The organism is Citromicrobium bathyomarinum, assembly GCF_021021475.1.
In the GTDB taxonomy this organism is placed as follows: Bacteria; Pseudomonadota; Alphaproteobacteria; order Sphingomonadales; family Sphingomonadaceae; genus Alteriqipengyuania; species Alteriqipengyuania bathyomarina.
Window position 1 is genome coordinate 1,053,265 of the sequence record NZ_JAINWL010000001.1, and the last position, 22,905, is coordinate 1,076,169.

Genomic DNA, 22,905 nt, shown 5'->3' on the forward strand with positions numbered 1-22,905 from the left:
GCGCGACAATGCGCGGGTAGAAGAGGTGTCATGAGCTGCGAGGCGGGTTTTCGATCTCCCCCTAATCCCCCTGCCCGTCTCGCAGCTCTTCCACCAACAGGAGCACCCCTATGAAAACCCCCATTCTCGCCCTCGCAGGCATTTCGCTGCTGGCAGGCACCGCCGCGCTGGCTCAACCCGGCGATCGCACCCCCGGCCCGATGACCCGCGCCGAAGTCTCCCAGAAGGCCGCCGAGCGCTTCCAACGCATGGACATGAACAGCGACGGCGTGCTCGATCTCGCCGACCGCGAATTGCGCCGCGAACAGCGGATCGCGCGCCTCGATACCGACGGCAACGGCGCGATCAGCAAGGCCGAACGCGATGCTGCCCGCGAAGCTCGCCAGGAACGACGCGCCCAGCGGATGGCCGAACGCGGACAGAGCGCCGAAGCGGGCGAACGTCGGGCTCGCGGCAAGCATCATCGCGGGATGCGCGGCTGGAATCGCGGCGGCGGCATGATGGCCAAGGCCGACACCAATGGCGATGGTCGCCTGACGCTGGAGGAGTTCCAGACCCATGCGCTGGCCCGGTTCGACCGCGCCGATGCGGATAGCGACGGCACCGTGACCCAGGCCGAACGCAAGGCCGCGCGTGAGGCGATGCGCGCCCAGATGGCCGAGCGCCGCGAAGCGCGCCGCGCCGAGCGTGCAGGCCAGTAACCCGATGACGATGGCCGCGCACGCAGCCGACACGGCCGTCACCATCCTGCTCGTCGACGACGAGCGCACCTTGCGCGAACCCCTGGTCGACTACCTCGTCGGTCAGGGGTTCGTGGTGCTGGAGGCGGACAGCGCGGCGAGCGCGCGCAGCCTCCTGCGCGAAAAGAAGGCCGACCTCGCGCTGGTCGATATCATGATGCCGGGCGAGGACGGCCTCTCACTGACCCGCCACCTGATCGAAACCCAGAACCTGCCCACCATTCTGCTAACCGCGATGAGCGAGGCGACCGACCGGATCGTCGGGCTGGAAATCGGCGCGGACGACTACGTGACCAAGCCGTTCGAGCCGCGCGAACTGGTCGCACGCATCCGCTCGGTCCTGCGCCGCGCGGGCCGCGCCGCCGCCGGGGACGAGAGCGAGGACGCGCATTACCTCTTCGAAGGCTGGCGGCTCGATCCGCTCAAGCAGCGGCTGACCGATCCCGAGGGCGCGGTGATCCCGATCTCGACCGCAGAATTCCGCATGCTGCGCGCCTTCCTCGACCACCCGCGCGCCGTGCTCGACCGTGATCGCCTGCTCGACATGGTGCAGGGGCGCGAGGCGCATCTGTTCGATCGTGCGGTCGACAACCAGGTTTCGCGCCTGCGCCGCAAGATCGAAGACGACAGCAAACAGCCGCATTTCATCCAGACCGTGCGCGGCGGGGGCTATCGCTTCGCCGCCGATGTCACCCGGGTGCCGGGCTGAAACCATTGGCCCGCTTCTTCCCGAAAAGCCTGTTGGGCCAGAGCCTGCTTGCGATCGCGGTCACCCTGCTGATCGGGCAGGCGGTTTCCGGCCTGCTGCTGTACCGCGCGGCGCAGGACCGACGCGATGCGGCGACCGTCAATGCCGCCGCGTTCCACCTGCTGCGGATGGTCAACCGCGAAACCGATTCGCCGCGCGACATCCGCCGCGCGCTGCGCCGCGCAGAGCCTGAGCGGCGGATCGACATCGGGCGCGGCAGAGGCGAGCGGCGACGCGGCCTTCCCCCGCGCCTCTCCGGCATGATTGCCGATGCTTCACCACTGCTGCCCGGGGAGCGGCGCGCAGCGGGCGAGGAGGCGCAGCTGCGCGAGATACTGGCACGGCAGGGCGTCGCTGCGGAGGCGCTCGTGGTCACTATCCGCCCCGTTGCACAAGATACGCTGCTCGCCTCGCTTGCGGACGAATTCCCGCGCTTCCGCGCCCGCTGGCGCGATGGCCTGAGCGAGCGCGAGGTGATGGTCGCCGCGCTGCGCATGCCGGGCGAGAGTCGCTGGATCGTCGCGCGCGCGCTGCGCCCCCCGGTAGAGGCGGGCGTGCTGTGGCTGATCGCGGCGCAGACCGTGCTGCTGTTCCTGGTGCTGCTCGCCGCGACGTATCTGGTGCTGCGCCGGATCACCCGCCCGCTCGCCCGCCTGACCGACCGGGTCGAGAGCTTTGCCCGCACGCACGAGGCGCGCGAGCCGCTGCCTGAGCGCGGGCCGGAGGATGTCAGCCGGCTGATCGCGGCGCACAACCTGCTCGAACACCGGATTGCCGCGCTGCTGGACGAGAAGGACGTGATGCTCGGCGCGATCGGGCACGATCTCAAGACGCCGCTCGCCGCTCTGCGGGTGCGGATCGAATCGGTCGCGGACGAGACACAGCGCGCGCGGATGGCCGAAGTGATCGAGGATCTGCGCCGCTCGCTCGACGACATCCTCTCGCTCGCGCGGATCGGTCGCGCGAAGGACCCGCCCGAGGCCGCCCAGCTCGCCGCGCTGGTCGCAAGCGTGGTCGAGGAGTTCGAGGACATGGACCGGCCCGTCGCCATCGCCCACACCGATCGGATCGTCGCCCCGGTGCAGGTCACCTGGCTGCGGCGCGCGCTGCGCAACCTGATCGAAAATGCGCTGCGCTACGGCGGCACCGCACAGATCTCGCTCTCCCGCGAGGGCAGTGCGGCGGTGATCGCGGTGGAGGACGAGGGGCCGGGCATCCCGCCGGAAGACATGGCGGCGATGCTCGAGCCTTTCAGGCGGGGCGAGGCGAGTCGCAATCGCGGGACCGGTGGTGCCGGGCTCGGCCTCACGCTCACCCGCGCAATCCTCGCCGAACATGGCGGAGAGCTACGTCTCGCCAACCGCACGCAAGGCGGCCTGCGCGCCGAGATGCGGCTACCTTTGTCGGCTTAGTTCGGCGCCGGCCCGCACCCCCGCCCGGCCAACCCATCGGCAGTATACTGTGTGGGTTGGCCGGGCGGGGTGAGGGCCGGAACCGCGATCCCTAACGCATCAACCCGCCGACGAGGTTGCGCACGAAGCTGCCGACGACCGGTCCCGCAAGATCGGTCGCGATCGAACCCGCAGCCGAGGTAACACCCGAGGCCATCGGATTGGCGCGCGATTTCTTGCCCAGCACGGTGCGCGCGGCCATTCCTGCGGCAGAGCCAGCCGCGACCTTGGTACCGCGCGAGATCGCCTTGCCCCAGATGCTGGTGCTCTTGCGCTCCCGCTTGCGGACCTCGGCCTCGCCCTTCTCTTCCACTTCCTGCGCGGTCTCGGCCGCATCGACCATCTTCCGCGCGATCACTTCCGCCGCACTTTCGCGGTCGACCGGCATATCGTACTTGCCCGCCAGCGGGCTCGCGCCGAGGATCACCGCACGCTCGCCGGGAGACAACGGGCCGAGGCGGCTTTGCGGCGGCTTGATGAGCGTGCGCTGGACGACCGACGGCGCGCCATCCTCGCCCAGCGTGGAGACCAGCGCCTCGCCAGTCTTCAGCTCGGTGATCGCCTGCGCCACGTCGAGATCGGCGTTGATGCGGAAGGTCTGCGCGGCGGCCTTGATCGCCTTCTGGTCGCGCGGGGTGAAGGCGCGCAGCGCGTGTTGCACGCGGTTGCCGATCTGCCCGGCAACATCGTCGGGCACGTCGATCGGGTTCTGGGTAACGAAAAACACGCCCACGCCTTTCGATCGGATCAGGCGCACCACGGTCTCGATCGTGTCCTGGAACGCCTTGGGCGTGTCGTCAAACAGCAGGTGCGCCTCGTCGAAGAAGAACACGAGCTTCGGCTTTTCCGGGTCACCCACCTCGGGCAGCGTCTCGAACAGTTCGGCGAGCAACCAGAACAGATAGGTCGCATAGAGCTTCGGGCTGCGCATCAGCTTATCCGCGGCGAGTATGCTGATGAACCCGCGCCCGCTGGCATCCACGCAGAACAGATCGTCCACCTCCAGCGCGGGCTCGCCGAAGAACTTGTCCGCCCCTTCGCTCTCGAAAGTCAGCAGCGCGCGCTGGATCGCGCCGATGGAGGCCTTGGTGACGCGGCCATACTGACCCGAGACTTCGTCCGTATGGTCCGCCGCCCACGCGAGCAGGCTGCGCAGGTCCTCGAAATCGAGCAGCAGCAGCCCGTTGTCGTCCGCGTGGCGGAAGACGATCTGGAGCACGCCCTCCTGCGTCTCGTTGAGGTCGAGCAGGCGCGCGAGCAGCAGCGGGCCCATCTCCGAAACCGTGGTGCGTACGGGATGGCCCTGCTCACCGAACAGGTCCCAGAAGATCACCGGGAAATCGGCATAGGCATAATCGTCCATGCCCAGTTCGGCTGCGCGGCCTTCCAGCTTGTCGGCATGTTTGAACTTGGACGAGCCCGGCACTGCGAGCCCGGCAAGATCGCCCTTCACGTCCGCGACGAACACGGGCACGCCCGCTGCGGAGAAGCTTTCGGCGAGACCCTGCAGCGTCACCGTCTTGCCCGTGCCGGTCGCGCCCGCAATCAGCCCGTGGCGGTTGGCGCGATCCAGCCGCAGCTCCTGCTCCTCGCCAGCATGGTTGCGACCCAGAAAAATCGTACTCACCGCGCGCGTCTCCCCGTCCTGCCGACAGGCTTTGCGTCTTCGCGGCGCACCCGTAGCCCGTCAAGGTGGTTCCAATTCGCGGACGCTTCGATAGAGCGGACAGCGAATGGCAACAGCGGACCCCTTCATCCTGCTCGACGATGCGCGACCCGGCGCAAAGGGCGGCGCGCGCCTGCTGGAGAGGCCGCTGGAAATCTTCCGCGCGCTGCGCCCGGACGAGGTCGCCGATACGCTCGCCGCAGCAGAGGCCGCGCAGGCCGAACGCGGCGGCACGCTGGCAGGCTATCTCGCCTATGAGGCGGGGCTTGCGCTCGAACCCAAGCTGCAACCGCTGGCCGATGCGCGCTCGGGCGCGGCAGGGCCGCTGGTATGGCTCGGGCTGTTCGATGCCGAGCAGGTGATTGCCGCAGACGCGGTCGAGGACTGGCTCGCCCGGCGTGCCCACGGCCCCGCCACGCTCGGTCCGCTCGACCCGGCGATTTCGCTGGGCGAATGGCAGGCGCGGTTTGCAGAGTTGCAAGATCAAATCGCGGCAGGCGATATCTATCAGGCGAACCTCACCCTGCCGCTGGCCGGCGCATTCCGCGGCGATCCGCTGGCGCTCTATGCGAGCTTGCGCAAGGCCTCCAGCGCCGGGCACGGCGGCGTGGTGTGGGACGGCAGCCATGCGGTGGTCAGCCTCTCGCCCGAACTGTTCTTCGAACTGGCCGATGGCGGCCTGACCGCGCGCCCGATGAAGGGGACCCGCCCCCGGCATGCGGATGCGCAGGCCGACCGGGGGGCCGCTGAGGAACTCGCAGCGTCGGAGAAGGACCGCGCCGAAAACCTGATGATCGTCGATCTGATGCGCAACGATCTCTCGCGCATTGCCGTGCCCGGGTCGGTGCGGGTCGACGAGCCGTTCAAGGTCGAAAGCTTCCCCACCGTGCACCAGATGGTCAGCACGGTACATGCGCAGATGAAGCCAGGCACGGGCCTTGCGCAGATCGTCGCCGCACTGTTCCCCAGCGGATCGATCACCGGCGCGCCCAAGATCCGCGCGATGGAGATTATCGACCGGCTGGAGCGTGATGCGCGCGGTCCCTATTGCGGCGCGATCGGCGCGTTCGATGCCGATGGCAGCGCCAGCTTCAACGTCGCGATCCGCACGCTGCGCCTGACCCCGACCGAGAATGGCCACGGCACCGCCGTGCTGGGCGTGGGCGCAGGGATCGTCGCGGACAGCGATTCGCTGGGCGAATGGCGCGAGGCGCAGATCAAGGCGGGCTTCGCGCGCGCCAGCAGCCCCGAATCGCGCGCGCCCGCCTTCGACCTGATCGAGACGATGCGGTTCGACCCCGAAGAAGGCGTGCCCCTGCTCGAAGGGCATCTGGCGCGGATTTCCGCCAGCGCGAGCGAGCTGGGCTTCGCGTTCGACCGGCACGCCGCGCGCAACCAGATCCAGACGCTGTGCTTCGATCTCGCCGATCCGGCGCGCGTGCGGCTCGTCTGCGCGCGTTCCGGCACGACCGCGATCGAGGTTTCGCCGCTGCCCGTCACGCCGAGCGAACCGCTCGACTGCATTGCCCTGCCCCTGCCGGTCGATCCCGGCGACTGGCGGCTACGGCACAAGACCACCGACCGGGGCTTCTACGCCGATGCGCTGGCTGCCGCGCGGCATCTGGACGCGCACGAGGCGCTGCTGGTGCGCGACGACGGACTGGTCACCGAAGGCAGCTGGACCAGCGTCTTCGTCGAGCGCGACGGCGTGCTGGCAACCCCGCCCCGCGCGATCGGCCTGCTGCCCGGCGTGCTGCGCGATTCGCTGATTGCCGAAGGCCGCGCAGTGGAAGCCGAACTCACGCTGGACGACCTCGAAAACGGGTTCTGGATCGGCAACGCCGTGCGCGGGTTGATGCGCGCAAGACTCATATAAAAAGCTCCAATTTCACATGACCGATACGACCATCCCGATCCTCTACGAAGACGGCGAGGCACTGGTGATCGACAAGCCCGCCGGCCTGCCGATCGACCGCCCGCGCAAGGGCGGGCCATGCCTCGACGATTATCTGGAGCAGCTCAAACTGGGCTTCCAGCGCCCACCGAGCGCGGTCCACCGGCTCGACACGGATACCAGCGGCTGCCTGCTGCTCGCGCGCAATCCCAAAGCGCATAAACGCTTTTCCGCCGCGTTCGAGGCGCAGCAGGTGACCAAGGTCTATCACGGCATCCTCGCAGGGATCCCTGCGCAGGAAGAGGGCGTGGTCGAACTCGCGCTGTCCAAGATCAGCAGCGCGGAAAAGGGCTGGCGGATGATCCCGGCGAAAAAGGGCAAGCCCTCGGTCACCGCATGGCGGGTGGTCGCGACGCACGAGGGCCGCGCGCTGGTCGAGTTTCGCCCGGCAACCGGGCGCACGCACCAGATTCGCGTCCACGCGGCGAGCGGGATCGGTATCGCGCTGGTCGGGGATCCGGTCTACGGCACCAAGCAGGGCGCACCGCGCACGATGCTCCACGCCAGCGCGCTGACGGTTGAGCGCGAGGGCAAGACGGATATCGCCGCGACCAGCCCGCTCCCGGCGGATTTCCAGGCGCTTGGCTTCGGCGGCGAAGGGCCGGATGCTCCCTGACGATCTGATCTCTCGCGCACACGCGCTGGCGGAGGAACGCTTCGTCGCAGGCTCCGGGCCGGGCGGGCAGAACGCCAACAAGGTCGCCACCGAAGTGCAGCTGCGGGTCAACGCCTACAAGCTGCGCCTCTCCCCCTTCGCATTCCGGCGGCTGGGCGAGGTCGCGGGCAGCCGGCTGACCGATTCGGGCGACATCCTGATCGTCGCGCGCGAACACCGCACGCAGGAAGCGAATCGGGCGCTGGCGCGCGAAAAGCTGGAAGATCTGCTGCGCGAGGCGCACCGGCGGCCCAAGCAAAGGGCCAAGACCCGGCTCAACCGCGTGGGCAAGACCCAGCGGCTCAAGCAGAAGAAGGCACGCGGCGCGGTGAAGGCCAATCGCGGGAAGCCCAGCCGCAGCGATTGGTAGTGCGACTGCTTGCTTGACTTTTGAGGGCCTCGCGGCCAATAGCGCCTGCGATCGGGCGGTGCCGCGTGCGCCGCCTGTTGTTTTTTCACCCGATGCACATCGTAAGGTTCCCCATGGAGCCAATCACCGATGGCCGGGCCATTGAACTGGCAGGATTGAGTTATGGCGAAGCCCGCAACCGTCAAGATCAAGCTCGTGTCGACCGCGGACACCGGCTTCTACTACGTGACGAAGAAGAATCCGCGGAACATCACCGAGAAGATGACCTTCCGCAAATACGACCCGGTCGTGCGCAAGCACGTCGAGTTCAAGGAAGCGAAGATCAAGTAAGAGTGGGGAAGCCGCTCGCGGCCTCCCTCTACCGATTCGTCTGACAATGCCGGAACCGGCACGCTCACGCGCGGTTCACTCCGAGACCATTACGGAGGCCGTCATGACGACCACTCATAAAATACTTCGCCGCCCGCTCGCCGGGCTTGCCAGCATTGCCTTGATCGCCGGTGCGCCGATCGCCGCAACGACCATCGCCCTGCCCTCCCCTGCGCTTGCGCAGGCGGGCGGCTCGCTGGACGACGCGGTCGCGTCGCTGCGCGGCATCAGTACGATGCGCGCCAGCTTCACCCAGACCGACCGCAGCGGCCAGACCGTTCGCGGGACCATGACGCTCAAGCGGCCGGGCAAGATTCGCTTCGAATATTCCAAAGACGTGCCGCTGCTGATCGTGTCCAACGGCAAATCGCTGACCATGGTCGATTACGAGGTCAACCAGGTGCAGCGCTGGCCGATCAGCAATTCGCCGCTGGGCGCGCTGCTGGACCCCAATCGCGACGTCAAGAAATACGGCAAGCTGCGCAATACCGGCAATCCCAACGTGCTCTCGGTCGAGGTGCGCGATCCCAAGAAGCCCGAATACGGCGTCATCACGCTGATCTTCGTGCGCAAGGCCGGTGCGCCGGGTGGATGGGAGCTGACCAACTGGGTCTCGCTCGACCCCCAGAACAATCGCACCACGGTGCGGCTGGCGAATCAGCGCTACGGCGTGTCGGTGAGCGACTCGACGTTCACCTACAAGGACCCGCGCCGCGCATCCCGTCGGCCACGGTAAACCGTTCGTCGAGCGATGCACCCTGTGAGCGATCGAATGACGGCGGCGTTCATGGGGAAGCAAGGCTCGGCAACCTAGTTTCATTCTTGCAAGGCCTGATGAACCAGCGGGTTTCCCCCCTGTTGCCCCGCGGTTCCCTTCAAACACAGGCCTTGTCGCAAGCGTGACGAACGCGCGTAAGGAACCCCCGTGCCACAGCCCCCGGCGCGGGGGTTTTCTTATCTGTTTGGCTTCAAGCGCCAGCGCGCGCATCCGCGCGTTTGGCTATCCTCGCTGACGCTGCGGGCGGCCTCGCAGGTGGCCATTGGCCATCTGCGCCTTCGGCCTCGACTCCGCCCTTGCCGGTCCGCCAAGGCGGACCGGTCTGGTGCGATCCAGGAATGTGGGCCGTCTTAATCTTCTTCCCAGCCGAATGCCTTGCGCATGATATAGGCGACCACGTTCTGCTCGATCACACCGTGGACCCGCTGCGATCCCGGGCCGGTGGCGAACAGCGCGACATCCTCGCCCCCGTGGGTTTCGGAGCCGAGCGGGACCAGCGACTGCTGCTGCGCCTGCGCGCCGGTTTCCGGCTCGCCGCGCTCCCCCTTCACCGCGCCCGGACCATTGGCGTAGCCGAGCGTGGTATACGGCTGCCCGTCGCCTGCGATCACCGCCGCGTCATTGGCCGCACCCGGATGATCCTCGTCCCCGCTGGCAGGCGGATGGACCAGGCCGAGGATCGGATTGCCGCGCTTGGGATAGCCCGCGATCGTGAACACGTGGCTGTGATCGGCGGTCACCAGGATCAGCGTCTCGTCCGGATCGGTATTGTCGACCGCGTACTGGATGGCGCGGGCGAACTCGATCGTCTCCTCCAGCGCGTAGCCCGCCTTGCCCGCGTGGTGGCCGTGATCGATCCGGCCACCTTCGACCATCAGGTAATAGCCCGAGGGATCATCCGACAGGCGGCGGAGGGCTTCGGCGGTCATCTCGGTCAGGGTGGGCTCGCTCGTGTCCGGCTTGCGGTCGAGCTGGTAGGTCATGTGGCTCGGCGAAAAGAGCCCCAGCACCGGCCTGTCGAGCGGTGCTTTGCGCATCGCCTGCGTATCGGCCACGAAGGTGCCGCCCGTACGCGCGGCCCATTCGGCGGGAAGATTGGCCCCGGCGTCCTTGCGCTCGCCACCTTGACCGGTGCCCAGAAACTTGCGCGATCCGCCGCCCAGCGCGAGATCGAACGGGAATTCGACCAGCTGCTGCGCGAAGTCGGTGCACCCGAGCGCCTGCTGCGGAGCGGGCATGTCAGCGTCGGATTCCCAGTTGCGATCCGGGTTGTGGCCGTAAACCGCCGCCGGAGTCGCGTGAGTCAGCCGCGCGGTGCTGACGATGCCGACCGCCTTGCCATGCTCGAGCGCCTCTTGCGCGACCGTTTCCATCATGTGGCCCTGCGCCGCAGCGCAATCGCCGCGCGGCACGTCGGGCGCGGTGTTGATCACGCCGATCCGCGTCTTGGTCCGGGTGTTGAGCGCGGACGCGGTGCCCGCACTGTCGGCGACCTGCGCATCGGTGTTGTAGGTCTTGACCAGCGCGACATTGTCGAACTTTTCGAAGCTGAGCGAATTTTCCTCGCCCGTCTGGCCCTGCTGTTGCCCGGCAAGGATGCGCGCGGCGGTGATCGTTGAAATGCCCATCCCGTCACCGACGAACAGGATCACGTTCTTCGCCTTGCCCTGCGCTACTTGCCCCTGCTGCACAGGCGCGGCGGACTGCACCGCCGGGTCCGCGCCGTAGTAATTGGTAGTGGAGCTGCACGCCGCCAGCGGCAGTGCGATCAGCGCAAGGGCGGCGGCCCAGCGCCGGTGCGGGCGGGCGGAATGGCGGATCATGGCAGGCTCCCTCAAGCGAATGGCTGAAACGAATGGCCGAATCGGCGTTCCCATGCCCCTCGCCGATGAATGAGACAAGCGTGCGACCGGTTGGCGCTTGTGATTCGTGCGCCTTGCGGGGGCCGGACCCCGCGCCTAAGTCCGCCGCCATGGTTTCTGTCACCACATGGAATATCAATTCGGTCCGCCTGCGCATGCCGCTGGTCGAGCAATTCCTCACCGCCAACGCGCCCGACGTGCTGTGCCTGCAGGAGATCAAGTGCGTCGAGGAGCAGTTCCCTGCCAAGGCGTTCCGCGATCTCGGCTATGATCACATCGCGATCCACGGGCAGAAGGGCTATCACGGCGTCGCCACGGTCAGCCGCCTGCCCTTCAGGGAATTCTCCCGCCACGACTGGCAGGATAATGGCGAGGCGCGCCATATCGGCGTGCAGCTGACCGATCCCGTGCATCAGGGTATGGTGATCGAGAACGTCTACGTCCCCGCAGGCGGCGACGTGCCCGACCGCGAGGTAAACGCGAAGTTCGGCCAGAAGCTCGACTTTCTCGAACGCATGACGCGCTGGGCGGACACGGTCGACCAGCCAACGCTGATCGTCGGCGACTTCAACATCGCCCCGCTCGAAAGCGATGTGTGGAGCCACAAGCAGCTGCTCAAAGTGGTCAGCCACACGCCGGTCGAGGTCGAGGCGCTGCAACGCTTCATGGACGCGCACGGGTGGACCGATATCGGCCGCGAGCATGTGCCTGCGCCGGAGCGGTATTACAGCTGGTGGAGCTATCGCAATCCCAACTGGCAGACCAACGACAAGGGTCGCCGACTCGACCACATGTGGGCCAGCCCCGATCTGGCGAAGCAGGCCACGCGGCACACGATTCTGGAAGAAGCGCGCAATTGGGAGCGGCCTTCGGACCATGTCCCGCTGACGACGGAGTTCGAGCTCTGAGCGCGCAGGGCGCAGGCGGCAGCGCCCGCGCGCTGGCGCAGGCGATCGATGCGCTGCGCCACGGCTGGCCGATCCGCGTGGATGGCGGGCCCGCCCTGCTGCCCGTTGAAACCGCGGCGGAGCCTGACGCAAGCGGTGCGCGGATGCTGATCGCCGCGGCGCGCGCGCAGACCCTCAAGCTTGCCAACCAGCGGGATGCGGCGGTTCCGCACGCCCCGGTGCTGATCGAGGGGAGCGATGCCTTCACCCTCGATCTGGCGCGCGCGGTCGCCGACCCGGCGCTGGATCTCGCAAATCCGATGAAAGGTCCGTTTCGCGCAGTTGCGCTGCCCGAGGGAGAGTGGCCTGCAACCGCGCTGGAAATCGCGCGGCGCGCAGGCGTGCTGCCCGCCTTCATGATCGATCCGGCACCATGCGAAGACCCGCTAGACGTGACCAGCGCCGATCTTGCCGCCTTCTCCGCCCCCGACACGCTGCGCATCGCGGCACGTTCCCGCCTGCCGACCTCCGCAGCCGAACAGGCCGAGATCGCGGTGTTCCGCTCGCCCGCAGACCTGCGCGAACATGCCGCGCTGATTATCGGGCAGCAGAATGCCGATCAGGTGCCGCTGGTGCGCCTGCACTCCGAATGTCTGACCGGCGACGTGTTCGGCAGCCTCAAGTGCGATTGCGGCCCCCAGCTCGATGCCGCGCTCGCCACTTTCGCGCAGGAAGCAGAAGGCGGCGGTTATGGCGTGGTGCTCTACCTGCGGCAGGAAGGGCGCGGCATCGGCCTCGTCAACAAGCTGCGCGCCTATCAGCTGCAGGATCAGGGGCACGACACGGTCGAGGCGAACCTGCGGCTCGGCCTGCCCGACGAGGCACGAGACTTTCCCATTGCGGGACGCATGCTTTCACTACTGGGGATTCCACGCATACGTCTGCTGACCAATAACCCGGCGAAGGTTACCGCGCTGGCCGAATCAGGCATCACCATCGTCGAAAGGGTTCCCTTGAGCGCGGGCATCAACCCCCACAACACACGCTATCTCGCGACCAAACGCGATCGTTCCGGCCACCTTTTGCCATGAGGTTGCCGACCATCCGGGAAGAGGTCGAAAAAGACATCCCGGCGATCCGAGCTCTCTCCCGCGCTGCCTTTGCGCGTGCGCAGCGGCCGCGGGGTAACGAGCCGGAGATCGTCGACGCGCTGCGCCGGGACGGAGACCTGGCGCTGTCGCTGGTGGCGACCAATATGGACGAGGCGGTGATCGGCCACCTCGCGTTTTCGCCGGTCAAGATCTCGGACGGCACGCAGGGCTGGTACGCGGCCGGGCCGATTGCGGTGATGCCGACGCGGCAGCGCACGGGGATCGGTGCACATCTTGCAACCCAGAGCATCACCTACCTTATGCAGATGGATGCCAGGGGTATCGTGCTGGTGGGCGATCCGGGATATTACGCCCGCTTCGGGTTCCATCCCGATCCCGATCTCATCCTGCCGGGCGTTCCGCCGGAGTTCTTTCAGGTCCGGACACTGGCCGACGGTCCACTGCCCAAGGGCACGGTCACTTACGCGCCGGCCTTCGGCGAGATGCCGTCCAAGCTCTAGCGCCGCTGGAAGGGTGTGAGGCCGGCACCCAGACGGTTGTCGTCGATCCTCAGATTGGCCCCGGTCCAGTCCGCCACGAAGGCCGACTGGCGCGACAGCGAGGGCACGAAACGCGCGTCGTTGCCCGCGATCACCAGCCCGTCTGAACTATGGGTTTGCTCTTCGGCACCCACTGCGATGAACGCGGAGTAGTTCTCCTTGTCCTCGCCCTGGACGAACCAGTTATTGGTGATCTGCCCGCGCGCACCCTGCGGCAGGTCGATCATGTAATTGGTTTCGCGGCCATTCGAATCGTCGAAGCTGGAGGCCGCGATCTCGACCATCGCCGCGCGCGCCTTCACGTAATGGCCGCCCGTGCCCTGTTCGAACCGGCTGCGGGTCACGCGCAGGTGGCCGATATCGCCGGTATAGATCGAATGGGCGCAGCCGCCCGAGTTCTCGCAGGTGCCCAGCCGGGTGAAGGTGGATCGGTCGACCACCAGCCGCATCTGGTCGTCATGGCCGGTCAGGATGCCCTGCTGGCTATCGCGAAACCAGGAATTGGCCACGGTCAGCGTGCCCGCTTCCTGGCGGATACCCGCGCCATTGCCGTCCGCGACCGCGATATTGCTGAAGATAAGGCCCGAAACGCTCGCCTCGGTGCCGCGCAGGACCAGCGCCGCCTTGCCTTCGCACGCGGTGCCGGTGAACTCGGCACTGCCCGGCTCGCTCGCAAGAAAAGCGATCCTTCCTGCCTGCTGCACCGCGCACTGGCGATAGGTGCCCGGCGCGATGGCGATGCTGCCCTCGCCCGATCCGATCGCATCGACGGCGGCCTGCAAGGTGGGGTATCCACGATTGGTCTCGACCACGACGAACGGGGGGTTGGGCGTCTGCGCCATCAGCGCCGCCAGCGGGATCAGCGCGATCGCCGCCACCGCGACCAGCGTGGCCAGAAGCATCGACGGTCGGCCAAGCACGGGCCGATCGACGAAGGTGGGGCTGATGCGGTCGCTGTCGTGGGTCATGGGCGACAGGCGTAGGATGGAATGGTTAACAAGCCGCAAAGCCTTTGCATGCTGAATGGGCCGCATTTCCCTTTGCCCCGGGCGCGCAGCTCTGCTTAGTTTGCGCCAGCGCGCGCGGCGCATGCCTGCCGCCCCGCGCGGCATATTCCAACGGAGGATCCGCACATGAAATTCACGACCCGGATGGGGCTGGCTGGGGTGCTCGGCGCGAGTGCGCTGGCGCTGGCCGCCTGTGGCGATTCGAACGACGCGAGTGACGAGGTCGTTGCCGAAGATGTCGAGGTAGTCGCCGACGACGCGATGAGCGGCGTCGCAGACGAGCCGATCGAAGACGACTCGGCCATGCCCGAAGCGCCGCCGCCCGCCCCGGCGAGCGAAGGCCCCACCGCCGAAGAACGCGCCGAGGCCGATCGCGAGAAGATGCAGAGCGATGCCGAGGCAGCGGAAGCGGCAGCCGCCGACATCCAGGCCGAACTGCAGAACATGCAGACCGAAAACTGAGTATGGCCTGGGCGGCCCGCGGGACGGGGCGCCCGGGCTTTCTGCCGCGATAAAAAAGACAAGGGATGATCATGTCGGGAATGGATGCCGAGGTCTTCGACCAGTTTATCGAACAGCTGTGGCGCTACGTGCACGAACGGCTGATCCCTGCTGAGAAAGACGTGATCGCGGCCAACGCGATTCCAGAAGAAATTCTCGACGAGATGCGCGAGATGGGCCTGTTCGGCCTGACCATGCCGGAGGAATACGGCGGCGCAGGGATGAACACCTCGCAATATGTCGAGACGATCCGTGTGCTGTCCTACGCCCTGCCGGCCTATCGCTCGATCACCTCGATCAACCTCGGCATGGTGTGCACCGCGCTGAAGAAGTCGGGCACAGAGGCGCAGAAGGCCGAGTGGCTGCCCCGCCTTGCCGCGGGCGAAATCGCGTGTTTCGGCCTGACCGAGCCGGGCAGCGGCTCCGACAGCGCCGCGATGCAGACCACCGCGGTGAAGGACGGCAACGGCTATCGTCTGAACGGCTCGAAACGCTACATCACCAACGCGCCCTTCGCGAAGCTGGGCCTGATCATGGCGCGCACCAGCAAGGAACCGCTGCCCAAGAACGCGCACGTTTCCGCGTTCCTCGTCGACATGGAGAAGGCGGGGGTCACTGTGGGCAAGCCCGACAAGAAGATGGGCCAGGAAGGCAGCCAGATCGCCGACATCTATCTCGACGATGTGCACGTCGATGGCGACGCGCTGCTCGGCGGCGAGGAAGGCCAGGGCTTCCGCACCGCGATGATGAGCCTCGACAACGGGCGGCTCTCCGTCGCGGCGGCGAGCGCGGGCTACGCGCGCCGCATCCTCGATACCGCGATGCGTTACGCCCAGGACCGCAAGGCCTTCGGCGAGCCGATCAACCAGTTCCAGCTGATCCAGGCGATGCTCGCCGATAGCGAGGCGGAAATCTACGCCGCCGAATGCATGCTCAAGGACGCGACCGCCAAGGTCGATGCGGACGAGCCCTCGCTGCTGCCCGCCGCCAGCACCAAGCTGTTCGCCTCCGAGATGTGCAACCGCGTGGCGGATCGCTGCGTACAGATCCACGGCGGTGCGGGCTATCTGGCCGAATACGAGGCAGAGCGGTTCTATCGCGACAGCCGGATCTACACGATCTACGAAGGCACCAGCCAGATCATGCAGCTGGTGATCGCCAAGGCCATGCTGCGCAACTTCGCCAATGGGGCGCAGGGCTGATGGCTGAGCTGCGCCGCGCCGCGATCGTCTCGCCGCTCCGCACGCCCGTGGGGCGGTTCCTTGGGACGCTCACCCCGCTTGAGGCGGGGCCGCTCGCCGCGATTATCATCAAGGCGCTGGTCGAACGCTCGGGCGTCGATCCCTCGCGCGTCGACGACGTTGTCTTCGCGCAAGGCTACGGCAGCGGCGAAGCACCGGCGATCGGGCGCTGGTCCTGGCTTGCCGCCGACATGCCGATCGAGACGCCCGGCTTCCAGCTGGACCGGCGCTGCGGGTCGGGCCTTCAGGCGGTGATCGAGGCGGCGATGATGGTGCAGACCGGCGCGGCGGACTGCGTGCTGGCGGGCGGCGTCGAGTCGATGTCCAATGTCGAGCACTACACGACCAAGGCGCGCCAAGGCGCGAAGATGGGCGACCTCTCGCTCTACGACCGGCTGACGCGCGGCCGCCTGATGAGCCAGCCGATCGAGCGCTTCGGCGTGATCTCGGGCATGATCGAGACGGCGGAGAACCTCGCCAAGGATTACGACATCAGCCGCGAGGCGGCGGATGAGTACGCGGTCGCCTCGCACCAGAAGGCCGCTGCCGCGTGGGACGCAGGCAAGTTTGATGCACAGCTGGTGCCAGTCGATGTGCCGCAGCGCCGCAAAGATCCGATCCGCTTCGACCGCGACGAAGGCTTTCGTCCCGATGCCTCGATGGAAAGCCTCGGATCCTTGCGCGCGATCGAGAAGGACGGGATCGTCACCGCGGGCAATGCCAGCCAGCAGAACGACGCCGCCGCCGCGTGCCTCGTCGTCTCGGAAGACAAGCTGGCCGAGCTCGGCCTCGAACCGCTGCTGTGGTTCGAAGGCTGGGCCGCCGCAGGCTGCGATCCGGCGCGCATGGGGATCGGCCCCGTGCCAGCCACCGAGCGGCTCTTCGCACGCACCGGTAAAGGCTGGGACGATATCGATCTGGTCGAACTGAACGAGGCGTTCGCGCCGCAGGTGCTCGCCGTGCTCAAGGGCTGGGGCTGGAGCGAAGACGATTCGCGCCGCGACATGCTCAACGTCAATGGCTCGGGCATCTCGCTCGGCCACCCGATCGGTGCGACCGGCGTGCGCATTCTCACGGATATGGCACACGAGCTGCACCGGCGCGAAGGGCGCTACGCGCTCGAGACGATGTGCATCGGCGGCGGACAGGGCCTCGCCGCGCTGTTCGAACGCGCCGCCTGATGGCCACCGACTGGTCCGACTGGATCGGGCGCGAGGCGCGCGCTGCCGAACGCCTCGACGAGTCGCTGGCGGCGCGCTGGCTCGCCACGCTCGACCTCACTGCGCCTGAGGGTGCCGTGTTGCCGCAGGGCATCCACTTCGCGCTGTGCACCCCGCAGGCGCCGACCGCGATGCTGGGCGAGGACGGGCATCCGGCAAGGTCGGACGACCCGGCAAGCCTCTACCCGCCGATCGACCTGCCCCGGCGGATGTGGGCGGGCAGCGAGATCGCGTTCCTGCGCCCCTTGATGCTCGGCGACCGGATCGACAAGCTCAGCCGCGTGGTCAGCCTTTCGGAAAAGGAAGGGCGCAGCGGTCGCCTCGCCTTTCTGGAGCTGGAACACGAGATCGCCGCCAATGGCGAGCCCGCAATCCGCGAACGTCAGACGCTGGTCTATCGCGAAACCGCCGCACCCGATACGGCGCTGGTGCCGCCAGTGGTGGGCGAAAAGCTGTTCGATCCCAAGGCGTGGGACCGGGTGCAGACGATGGTGCCGTCCGAAGCGCTGCTGTTTCGCTTCTCCGCACTCACCTTCAACACGCACCGGATCCACTACGATGCGCCCTACGCCCGCGATATCGAGCGCTATCGCGGCCCGGTGGTCCACGGCCCGCTGATCGCGACCCTGCTTTTGCAATTGGCCGCGGAGGTCGCGGGCCCGGTTGGCGCCTTCGGTTTCTCGGCGCGCTCACCCGCAATCGCGGGCGACATTCTGCACCTGGCCGTTCGCGAGCAGGGAAATGCGTTGGAACTGGCCGCGCTCAATGCTGCGGGCGCGGTGCTGACGACGGCCCACGCCGAGCGCTGACTTCAACTCGGTTCGTCGTTAAAATCGGCATAAATTGTTTCGTTACCCGCGAAGTGCTATCTGCACGGACATGGACGCAGTACTCGAACGCAAGCCCGATTTTTCGCAGAAGCCCGTCATGCCCGACGACGTTTTCACCGCGCCGCTCAAGCGGCCGGAGCACGTCGGCGAAGACTGGCTCGAGCCCAAGCAGACCGAATACGACAGCGACGACGACAAGATCTGGGACGATCTTTTCGCGCGCCAGATGGAGGTGCTCCCCGGACGCGCGGCGAGCGCGTTTCTCGAGGGCCTCGAGCGGCTCGACCTTGGCGCCGGCGGAGTGCCCGATTTCGGCGAGCTGTCCGAGTCGCTCGACAAGATGACCGGGTGGAGCGTGGTCCCCGTTCCGATGCTGATCCCCGATCACATCTTCTTCTGGCACCTCGCCAATCGGCGCTTTCCCGCAGGCAACTTCATCCGCACGCGCGAGACCTTCGACTACATCCAGGAACCCGACGTGTTCCACGATGTGTTCGGCCACGTGCCGATGCTCACCAATCCGGTCTTCGCCGATTACATGCAGGAATATGGCCGCGCAGGCTGGCGCGCGATGAAGCATAACCGCCTCAAGGCACTCGGCGCGCTGTACTGGTACACGGTCGAGTTCGGCCTGATCATGGAAGAAGGCAATGATCTGCGCGCCTATGGCGCAGGGATTCTCTCAGGCCCGACCGAGGCTGTGTTCTCGGTCGAGGCGAAGAGCCCCAACCGGATCATGCTCAACGTCGATCGCGTGATGCGGACCGATTATGTGATCTCGGACCTGCAGCCGACCTATTTCGTGATCGAAAGCTTCGAGGATCTGTACCGCAAGACGGTCGAGCGCGATTTCGAGACGCTCTACCAGAAGCTGCCGCCGTCCTTCACCTATGCCAACTCGGCGGTGATCGACGTGGACAATGTGGTCAATGTCGGCACGCAGGAATACCTGCTGCGCGGCGGGCGCGGCAGCAGCGCACGGCCCGTCTAGGGCTCTGCCCACACGCACCCCGGCACGGGTGCCTTTCGGACAAACAAAAACCGGCCCCGAATCGCTTCGGGGCCGGTCGAATTCATCCGACGGATGAAACCCGATTATTCCGCAGCAGCGGTTTCGTCGGTGGTTTCTTCGGTGGTCGCTTCGTCAGCGGCGTCGGTCGCCATGGTGTCTTCAGCCATCGCGTCGTCGGCGGCGTCGGTCGCCATCGCGTCTTCAGCCATCGCGTCGTCGGCAGCGTCGGTCGCCATGGTGTCTTCAGCCATGGTGTCTTCGGTGGTGGTCTCTTCGGCGGTTTCGCCGCAAGCAGCCACGCCCAGGCCCAGAACGACGGTCGACGCGATCAGAGCGGCTTTGAAAGTGGTCTTCATGATTCTTCCCCTAGATTGGTTGGGGGTTCCGCATAGCCACGTTTTTGCCACACGGATACCCTGAATTTGCCTCAATCAGGATGGGATATGCAGATTTCTGCGGATTAGCGGCGGGCGTGCGAGGCCGCAAATGACACAATTGCGAGCACTGCCAGACCGATAGCGATCGCCACGAGCAGCGCGTTGGCACCCAGCGATCCGATCAGCGAGGCATCGCTGACGGCCATGCCAGACACCACGGTCGCGCCTGCACCCAGGGCGATTCGCAGCCACGCAGAGCGCGCATCGTCGGCACCGGTTACAAGCGCGACGATCCAGCCGATGACGCCGCCGCTACAGATGAGGATCAAAAAGCCCATCGCTCGATTCAACAAAAGTTAGGTTTCTGCACTTTTGTCGAACAGCCGAACCCGGGCTTGGTTCCCGCTCGTTTACCCCACCGCCCTCAGCAAGGCGCGGATCGGGTGGCCGCGGACAAGGGCAAGCCCCTTGCCAGCTAGAATGCGAAGAGCCAGATCAGCGTGACCGAGCCGATCAGGATGCGGTACCACGCGAAAGGCGCGAAGCCGCGCTTGCTGACATAGGCGACGAAGGCCCGCACCACGACCAGCGCGACCAGGAAGCTGGCGACGAAGCCCAGCGCGATATGCGTCCAGCCGATCGTCGCGGTCCCTGCGAGAAGCTCCGGCTCCTGGACGATCTTGACCACCGACGCACCGAGCATGGTCGGCACCGCGAGGAAGAACGAGAACTCGGCCGCAGTCTTGCGCCCCACGCCCATCGCCAGTGCGCCCATGATGGTCGCGCCCGAGCGGCTGGTGCCGGGGATCATCGCAAGGCACTGGACGAAGCCGATTCCGATCGCCGTCTTCCACGACAGCGCCTCGACCCCCTGCTCCTCGCGCGTAGGGATGGCCTTCTCCAGCACGAGGATCGCGATCCCGCCCACGATCAGCGCGATGGCGACCACGGCGGGGCTTTCCAGCATCGCGTCGATCACGTCGAGGATCAGCAGGCCGATCACTGCGGCGGGCAGGAAAGCGAGCAGGATGTTGCGCACGAACAAAATCGCCTTGCGCTCTCCGCGCAGCAACCCCGTGCCCATGGTCCAGAAGGTTTTGAAATAGGTCACCACCACCGCGAGGATCGCGCCCAGCTGGATGATGATATTGTACTGCCGCCACAGCGCCGGGTCGTAGCCGAACCACGCCTGCGCAAGGATCAGGTGACCGGTCGAGGAGACCGGCAGGAACTCGGTCAACCCTTCGAGGATGCCGAGCAGGATCGCGGTTACGATGGTGTCCATGGGCGACACGCTCAAAGACAAGGGGCCGCGCAAGTCAAGCTCGCGCGGCCCCACAGTGTCAGGATGACAGGCTTATGCCCGCTTACCAGATCCGGATCCGCTCTTCGGGCGGCAGGTACAGATCGTCTTGCGGGGTCACGTTGAACGCGTCGTACCACGCATCCATGTTGCGCACGATGCCGTTGACCCGGAACTCTTCCGGGCTGTGCGGATCGGTCAGCAGGCGGGTGCGGGCCGCCTCCTCGCGCTGCTGGCTGCGCCACACCTGCGCCCAGGCGAGGAAGAAGCGCTGGTCGCCGGTCAGCCCGTCGATCACCTTGTCTTCCTTACCATTGAGGCTGAGCTTGTAGGCGCGGTAGGCGAGGCTGAGCCCGCCGAGGTCGCCGATATTCTCGCCCAGCGTCAGGCGGCCGTTCACGCAGGTCTCGCCATCGTCGAGCGGGCAGTAGCTGTTGTACTGCGCGACCAGCGCATCGCCCAGCTTGTCGAACGCGGCGCGGTCGGCGTCGGTCCACCAGTTGCGCAGCATGCCGGTGCCATCGGACTTGGAACCCTGATCGTCGAAGCCGTGGCCCATCTCGTGCCCGATGACGCCGCCGATCCCGCCGTAGTTCACGGCCGGATCATTGCTCAGCGCGAAGAACGGCTGCTGCAGGATCGCGGCGGGGAAGACGATCTCGTTCTTGGTCGAGTTGTAGTAGGCGTTGACCGTCTGCGGCAGCATGAACCACTCGGTCCGGTCGATCGGGCCGCCCAGCTTGGAAAGATTGTCCTTCCACTGCCAGCGGGCCGCAGCCATCCGGTTGGCGATCGGATCGCCCGGAGTGATGGTCAGCCCCTGATAGGTTTCCAGATTGTCGCGGTAGCCGATCTTGGGATCGAAGCTGTCGAGCTTGTCGAGCGCTTCATCCTTGGTCGCCTCGCCCATCCAGTCGATCTCTCCGATCGACTGGCGCAGCGCGACGCGCAGGTTGGCCACCAGCTCTTCCATCGCGGCCTTGTTCTCCGCCGGGAAATATTCCGCGACGTAGGACTTGCCGAGCAGCTCGCCGAGCAGGCCCTCGGTCTCGCCGATCGCGCGCTTCCACCGGGGGCGCTGTTCGGGCGTGCCCTGCAGCACCTTGCCGTAGAAGGCGAAATCCGCCTCATCGAAACGCGAGGGCAGGACCGAGGCGTTGTTTTCGAGGAATTCCTTGATCGTCCAGGCCTGCAGCACCTCGACCGGCGTGTTCACCGCCAGCTCCATCAGCGCGGGCGTGCCGCCACCGATCTTGTCGAGCGTCTCGTCGGTCAGGCCGAGCTCCTTCGCCTGCTCGAGGCTGGGCGGAAGGTCGCCGACGATGAAGCGGTCGGTATCGGCAAAGCCGCTCGCGCTGAGCAGCGCGGTGAGCGGGAAGCCACCGGCCAGTGCGCCCAGTTCTTCGGGCGTCAGCGCATTGTAGGTCAGGTCGCGGTTGCGGCGCGTCGCGCGGTCCCAGGAGACCTTGCGGGCAATGCTGTCTTCGAAATTGTACACGGACTCCGCCATCGCGGCGGGGTCGTCATAGCCTGCCTCTTTCAGCAGGAAGGTCAGGTATTCGCGATACTTGGCCTGTATCTCGCGGCCCTTGTCCGTCTCGTCGAGGTAGTAGTCGCGGTCCGGCAGGCCGAGGCCGCCCGATCCGACATAGACCGAATAGCGGGTCGGCTCTTTCGAATCGACGCTGACGCCCCCGCCCATGGGCGAGGAATAGCCCGGCGTGCCCCACAGCGTGGCGAGCTCCGCCAGTGTGCCCGCATCGCGGATCTTGTCGAGATAGGGCTGCGCGGGCGCAAGGCCGGCGGCATTGATCGCGTCGGTATCGAAATAGGAATTATAGGCGTCGACGATACGCTTTTCGTCCGACGTCAGCTGCGCGGCCGGCTTCTTGAGCAGGCTGTCGACCAGCGTGTTCACATCGCTGGTCGACTTCTCGCGCAGCAGGTTGAACGCACCGAAGCGGCTGTATTCCGGCGGCAGCGGGTTCGCATCGAGCCACTTCTGGTTGACGTAGGCGAAGAAGTCGTCGCCCGGATCGATCGTGTCGGACAGCAGCGAGGTATCGACGCCCCATTCGCCGAAGCTCATGGTCGGCGTGGCGGTTTCGCCCTCGCTCGAGCCATTGTCCTGCAACAGCATCTCGATCCCGTCGGGCGCGTCCCCCTCATGGGCGGCGGCGGGCGCGGCGATCGCCAGCGCGGCAACGCTAGCGGTGGCTAGGAAGGTTCGGATCATGATTATGCCCCTTGTTCAAAGATTTGCTTCTATCGCCGCCCGCGATG

General features: G+C 66.6%; 23 protein-coding genes. 16 read left to right on the plus strand and 7 right to left on the minus strand.

The window, feature by feature from the left end:
- Positions 1-110 precede the first annotated feature (110 nt).
- From K7H93_RS05360 to K7H93_RS05370, 3 genes are read left to right on the plus strand one after another with little or no spacing between them, the layout of a single operon-like run.
- Entirely contained in the window at positions 111-701 is a 591-nt protein-coding gene (locus K7H93_RS05360) for an EF-hand domain-containing protein (RefSeq protein ID WP_230782800.1), read from the plus strand.
- Positions 702-705: 4 nt separating this feature from the next.
- Positions 706-1,449: a response regulator gene (locus K7H93_RS05365; protein WP_230782801.1), complete on the plus strand. Its 744-nt coding sequence runs from the start codon at positions 706-708 to the stop codon at positions 1,447-1,449.
- A 5-nt stretch (positions 1,450-1,454) separates the two neighbouring features.
- Complete coding sequence (locus K7H93_RS05370) at positions 1,455-2,900, plus strand: ATP-binding protein (RefSeq protein WP_230782802.1); 1,446 nt, start codon at positions 1,455-1,457, stop codon at positions 2,898-2,900.
- Positions 2,901-2,991: 91 nt separating this feature from the next.
- On the opposite strand, the gene K7H93_RS05375 is transcribed toward K7H93_RS05370, so the two are convergent.
- Positions 2,992-4,566 (minus strand): helicase HerA-like domain-containing protein, encoded by a 1,575-nt coding sequence (locus tag K7H93_RS05375; RefSeq protein WP_230782803.1) that lies wholly within the window; start codon positions 4,564-4,566, stop codon positions 2,992-2,994.
- A gap of 106 nt (positions 4,567-4,672) precedes the next feature.
- On the opposite strand from K7H93_RS05375, the gene pabB reads away from it, so the two are divergent.
- From pabB to K7H93_RS05400, 5 genes are all read left to right on the plus strand, one after another.
- On the plus strand, positions 4,673-6,481 hold the full coding sequence (gene pabB, locus K7H93_RS05380; protein ID WP_230782804.1) for an aminodeoxychorismate synthase component I: 1,809 nt from the start codon (positions 4,673-4,675) through the stop codon (positions 6,479-6,481).
- A gap of 16 nt (positions 6,482-6,497) precedes the next feature.
- Positions 6,498-7,175: an RluA family pseudouridine synthase gene (locus tag K7H93_RS05385; RefSeq protein ID WP_230782805.1), complete on the plus strand. Its 678-nt coding sequence runs from the start codon at positions 6,498-6,500 to the stop codon at positions 7,173-7,175.
- Positions 7,165-7,584 (plus strand): alternative ribosome rescue aminoacyl-tRNA hydrolase ArfB, encoded by a 420-nt coding sequence (arfB, locus tag K7H93_RS05390; protein ID WP_010233707.1) that lies wholly within the window; start codon positions 7,165-7,167, stop codon positions 7,582-7,584. The genes K7H93_RS05385 and arfB overlap by 11 nt, the downstream gene beginning before the upstream one ends.
- A 162-nt stretch (positions 7,585-7,746) precedes the next feature.
- Positions 7,747-7,914 carry a 50S ribosomal protein L33 gene (rpmG, locus tag K7H93_RS05395; protein WP_010233410.1) on the plus strand — a complete coding sequence of 56 codons (168 nt, stop codon included), beginning with the start codon at positions 7,747-7,749 and terminating at the stop codon, positions 7,912-7,914.
- 103 nt (positions 7,915-8,017) lie between these two features.
- Positions 8,018-8,689, plus strand: a complete 672-nt coding sequence (locus K7H93_RS05400) for a LolA family protein (RefSeq protein ID WP_230782806.1) — start codon at positions 8,018-8,020, stop codon at positions 8,687-8,689.
- A 392-nt stretch (positions 8,690-9,081) separates the two neighbouring features.
- Here the strand turns inward: K7H93_RS05400 and K7H93_RS05405 are convergent, their stop codons facing one another.
- The gene (locus K7H93_RS05405; protein ID WP_230782807.1) at positions 9,082-10,554 is read right to left on the minus strand and encodes an alkaline phosphatase; all 1,473 of its coding nucleotides are present in this window, start codon (positions 10,552-10,554) and stop codon (positions 9,082-9,084) included.
- Positions 10,555-10,703: 149 nt separating this feature from the next.
- Between K7H93_RS05405 and xth the strand changes: the two genes are divergently transcribed.
- Genes xth through K7H93_RS05420 form a run of 3 tightly spaced genes read left to right on the plus strand, consistent with a single transcriptional unit; the run spans position 10,704 to position 13,092 of the window.
- Positions 10,704-11,501 carry an exodeoxyribonuclease III gene (gene xth / locus K7H93_RS05410; RefSeq protein ID WP_230782808.1) on the plus strand — a complete coding sequence of 266 codons (798 nt, stop codon included), beginning with the start codon at positions 10,704-10,706 and terminating at the stop codon, positions 11,499-11,501.
- Positions 11,450-12,571: a GTP cyclohydrolase II gene (ribA, locus tag K7H93_RS05415; protein ID WP_230782809.1), complete on the plus strand. Its 1,122-nt coding sequence runs from the start codon at positions 11,450-11,452 to the stop codon at positions 12,569-12,571. Before xth ends, ribA begins: the two co-directional genes overlap by 52 nt.
- Positions 12,568-13,092, plus strand: coding sequence for a GNAT family N-acetyltransferase (locus K7H93_RS05420; RefSeq protein WP_230782810.1), 525 nt, complete (start codon positions 12,568-12,570; stop codon positions 13,090-13,092). Before ribA ends, K7H93_RS05420 begins: the two co-directional genes overlap by 4 nt.
- Here the strand turns inward: K7H93_RS05420 and K7H93_RS05425 are convergent.
- The gene (locus tag K7H93_RS05425; protein WP_010233392.1) at positions 13,089-14,099 is read right to left on the minus strand and encodes a hypothetical protein; all 1,011 of its coding nucleotides are present in this window, start codon (positions 14,097-14,099) and stop codon (positions 13,089-13,091) included. The genes K7H93_RS05420 and K7H93_RS05425 overlap by 4 nt on opposite strands.
- 165 nt (positions 14,100-14,264) lie before the next feature.
- On the opposite strand from K7H93_RS05425, the gene K7H93_RS05430 reads away from it, so the two are divergent.
- The 5 genes from K7H93_RS05430 to phhA all read left to right on the plus strand — a co-directional run bounded on the left by K7H93_RS05430 (position 14,265) and on the right by phhA (position 18,921).
- Entirely contained in the window at positions 14,265-14,600 is a 336-nt protein-coding gene (locus K7H93_RS05430) for a hypothetical protein (protein WP_054523458.1), read from the plus strand.
- 65 nt (positions 14,601-14,665) lie between these two features.
- Complete coding sequence (locus K7H93_RS05435) at positions 14,666-15,841, plus strand: acyl-CoA dehydrogenase family protein (protein WP_230782811.1); 1,176 nt, start codon at positions 14,666-14,668, stop codon at positions 15,839-15,841.
- Positions 15,841-17,061, plus strand: a complete 1,221-nt coding sequence (locus K7H93_RS05440; RefSeq protein WP_230782812.1) for an acetyl-CoA C-acetyltransferase — start codon at positions 15,841-15,843, stop codon at positions 17,059-17,061. The genes K7H93_RS05435 and K7H93_RS05440 overlap by 1 nt, the downstream gene beginning before the upstream one ends.
- The gene (locus K7H93_RS05445; RefSeq protein WP_230782813.1) at positions 17,061-17,909 is read left to right on the plus strand and encodes an HTD2 family dehydratase; all 849 of its coding nucleotides are present in this window, start codon (positions 17,061-17,063) and stop codon (positions 17,907-17,909) included. Before K7H93_RS05440 ends, K7H93_RS05445 begins: the two co-directional genes overlap by 1 nt.
- Before the next feature lie 70 nt (positions 17,910-17,979).
- Complete coding sequence (phhA, locus tag K7H93_RS05450; RefSeq protein ID WP_230782814.1) at positions 17,980-18,921, plus strand: phenylalanine 4-monooxygenase; 942 nt, start codon at positions 17,980-17,982, stop codon at positions 18,919-18,921.
- Between the two features lie 104 nt (positions 18,922-19,025).
- Here phhA and K7H93_RS05455 read toward each other — a convergent pair whose 3' ends face one another.
- The 4 genes from K7H93_RS05455 to K7H93_RS05470 all read right to left on the minus strand — a co-directional run bounded on the left by K7H93_RS05455 (position 19,026) and on the right by K7H93_RS05470 (position 22,858).
- A complete protein-coding gene (locus K7H93_RS05455) occupies positions 19,026-19,298 on the minus strand; it encodes a hypothetical protein (protein WP_230782815.1) in 273 nt (90 codons plus the stop codon).
- Positions 19,299-19,402: 104 nt separating this feature from the next.
- Positions 19,403-19,657: a hypothetical protein gene (locus K7H93_RS05460; protein ID WP_100068221.1), complete on the minus strand. Its 255-nt coding sequence runs from the start codon at positions 19,655-19,657 to the stop codon at positions 19,403-19,405.
- Between the two features lie 137 nt (positions 19,658-19,794).
- On the minus strand, positions 19,795-20,604 hold the full coding sequence (locus K7H93_RS05465; RefSeq protein ID WP_010233375.1) for an undecaprenyl-diphosphate phosphatase: 810 nt from the start codon (positions 20,602-20,604) through the stop codon (positions 19,795-19,797).
- A gap of 82 nt (positions 20,605-20,686) precedes the next feature.
- Positions 20,687-22,858 carry a M13 family metallopeptidase gene (locus K7H93_RS05470; protein ID WP_230782816.1) on the minus strand — a complete coding sequence of 724 codons (2,172 nt, stop codon included), beginning with the start codon at positions 22,856-22,858 and terminating at the stop codon, positions 20,687-20,689.
- Between the last annotated feature and the right edge of the window lie 47 nt (positions 22,859-22,905).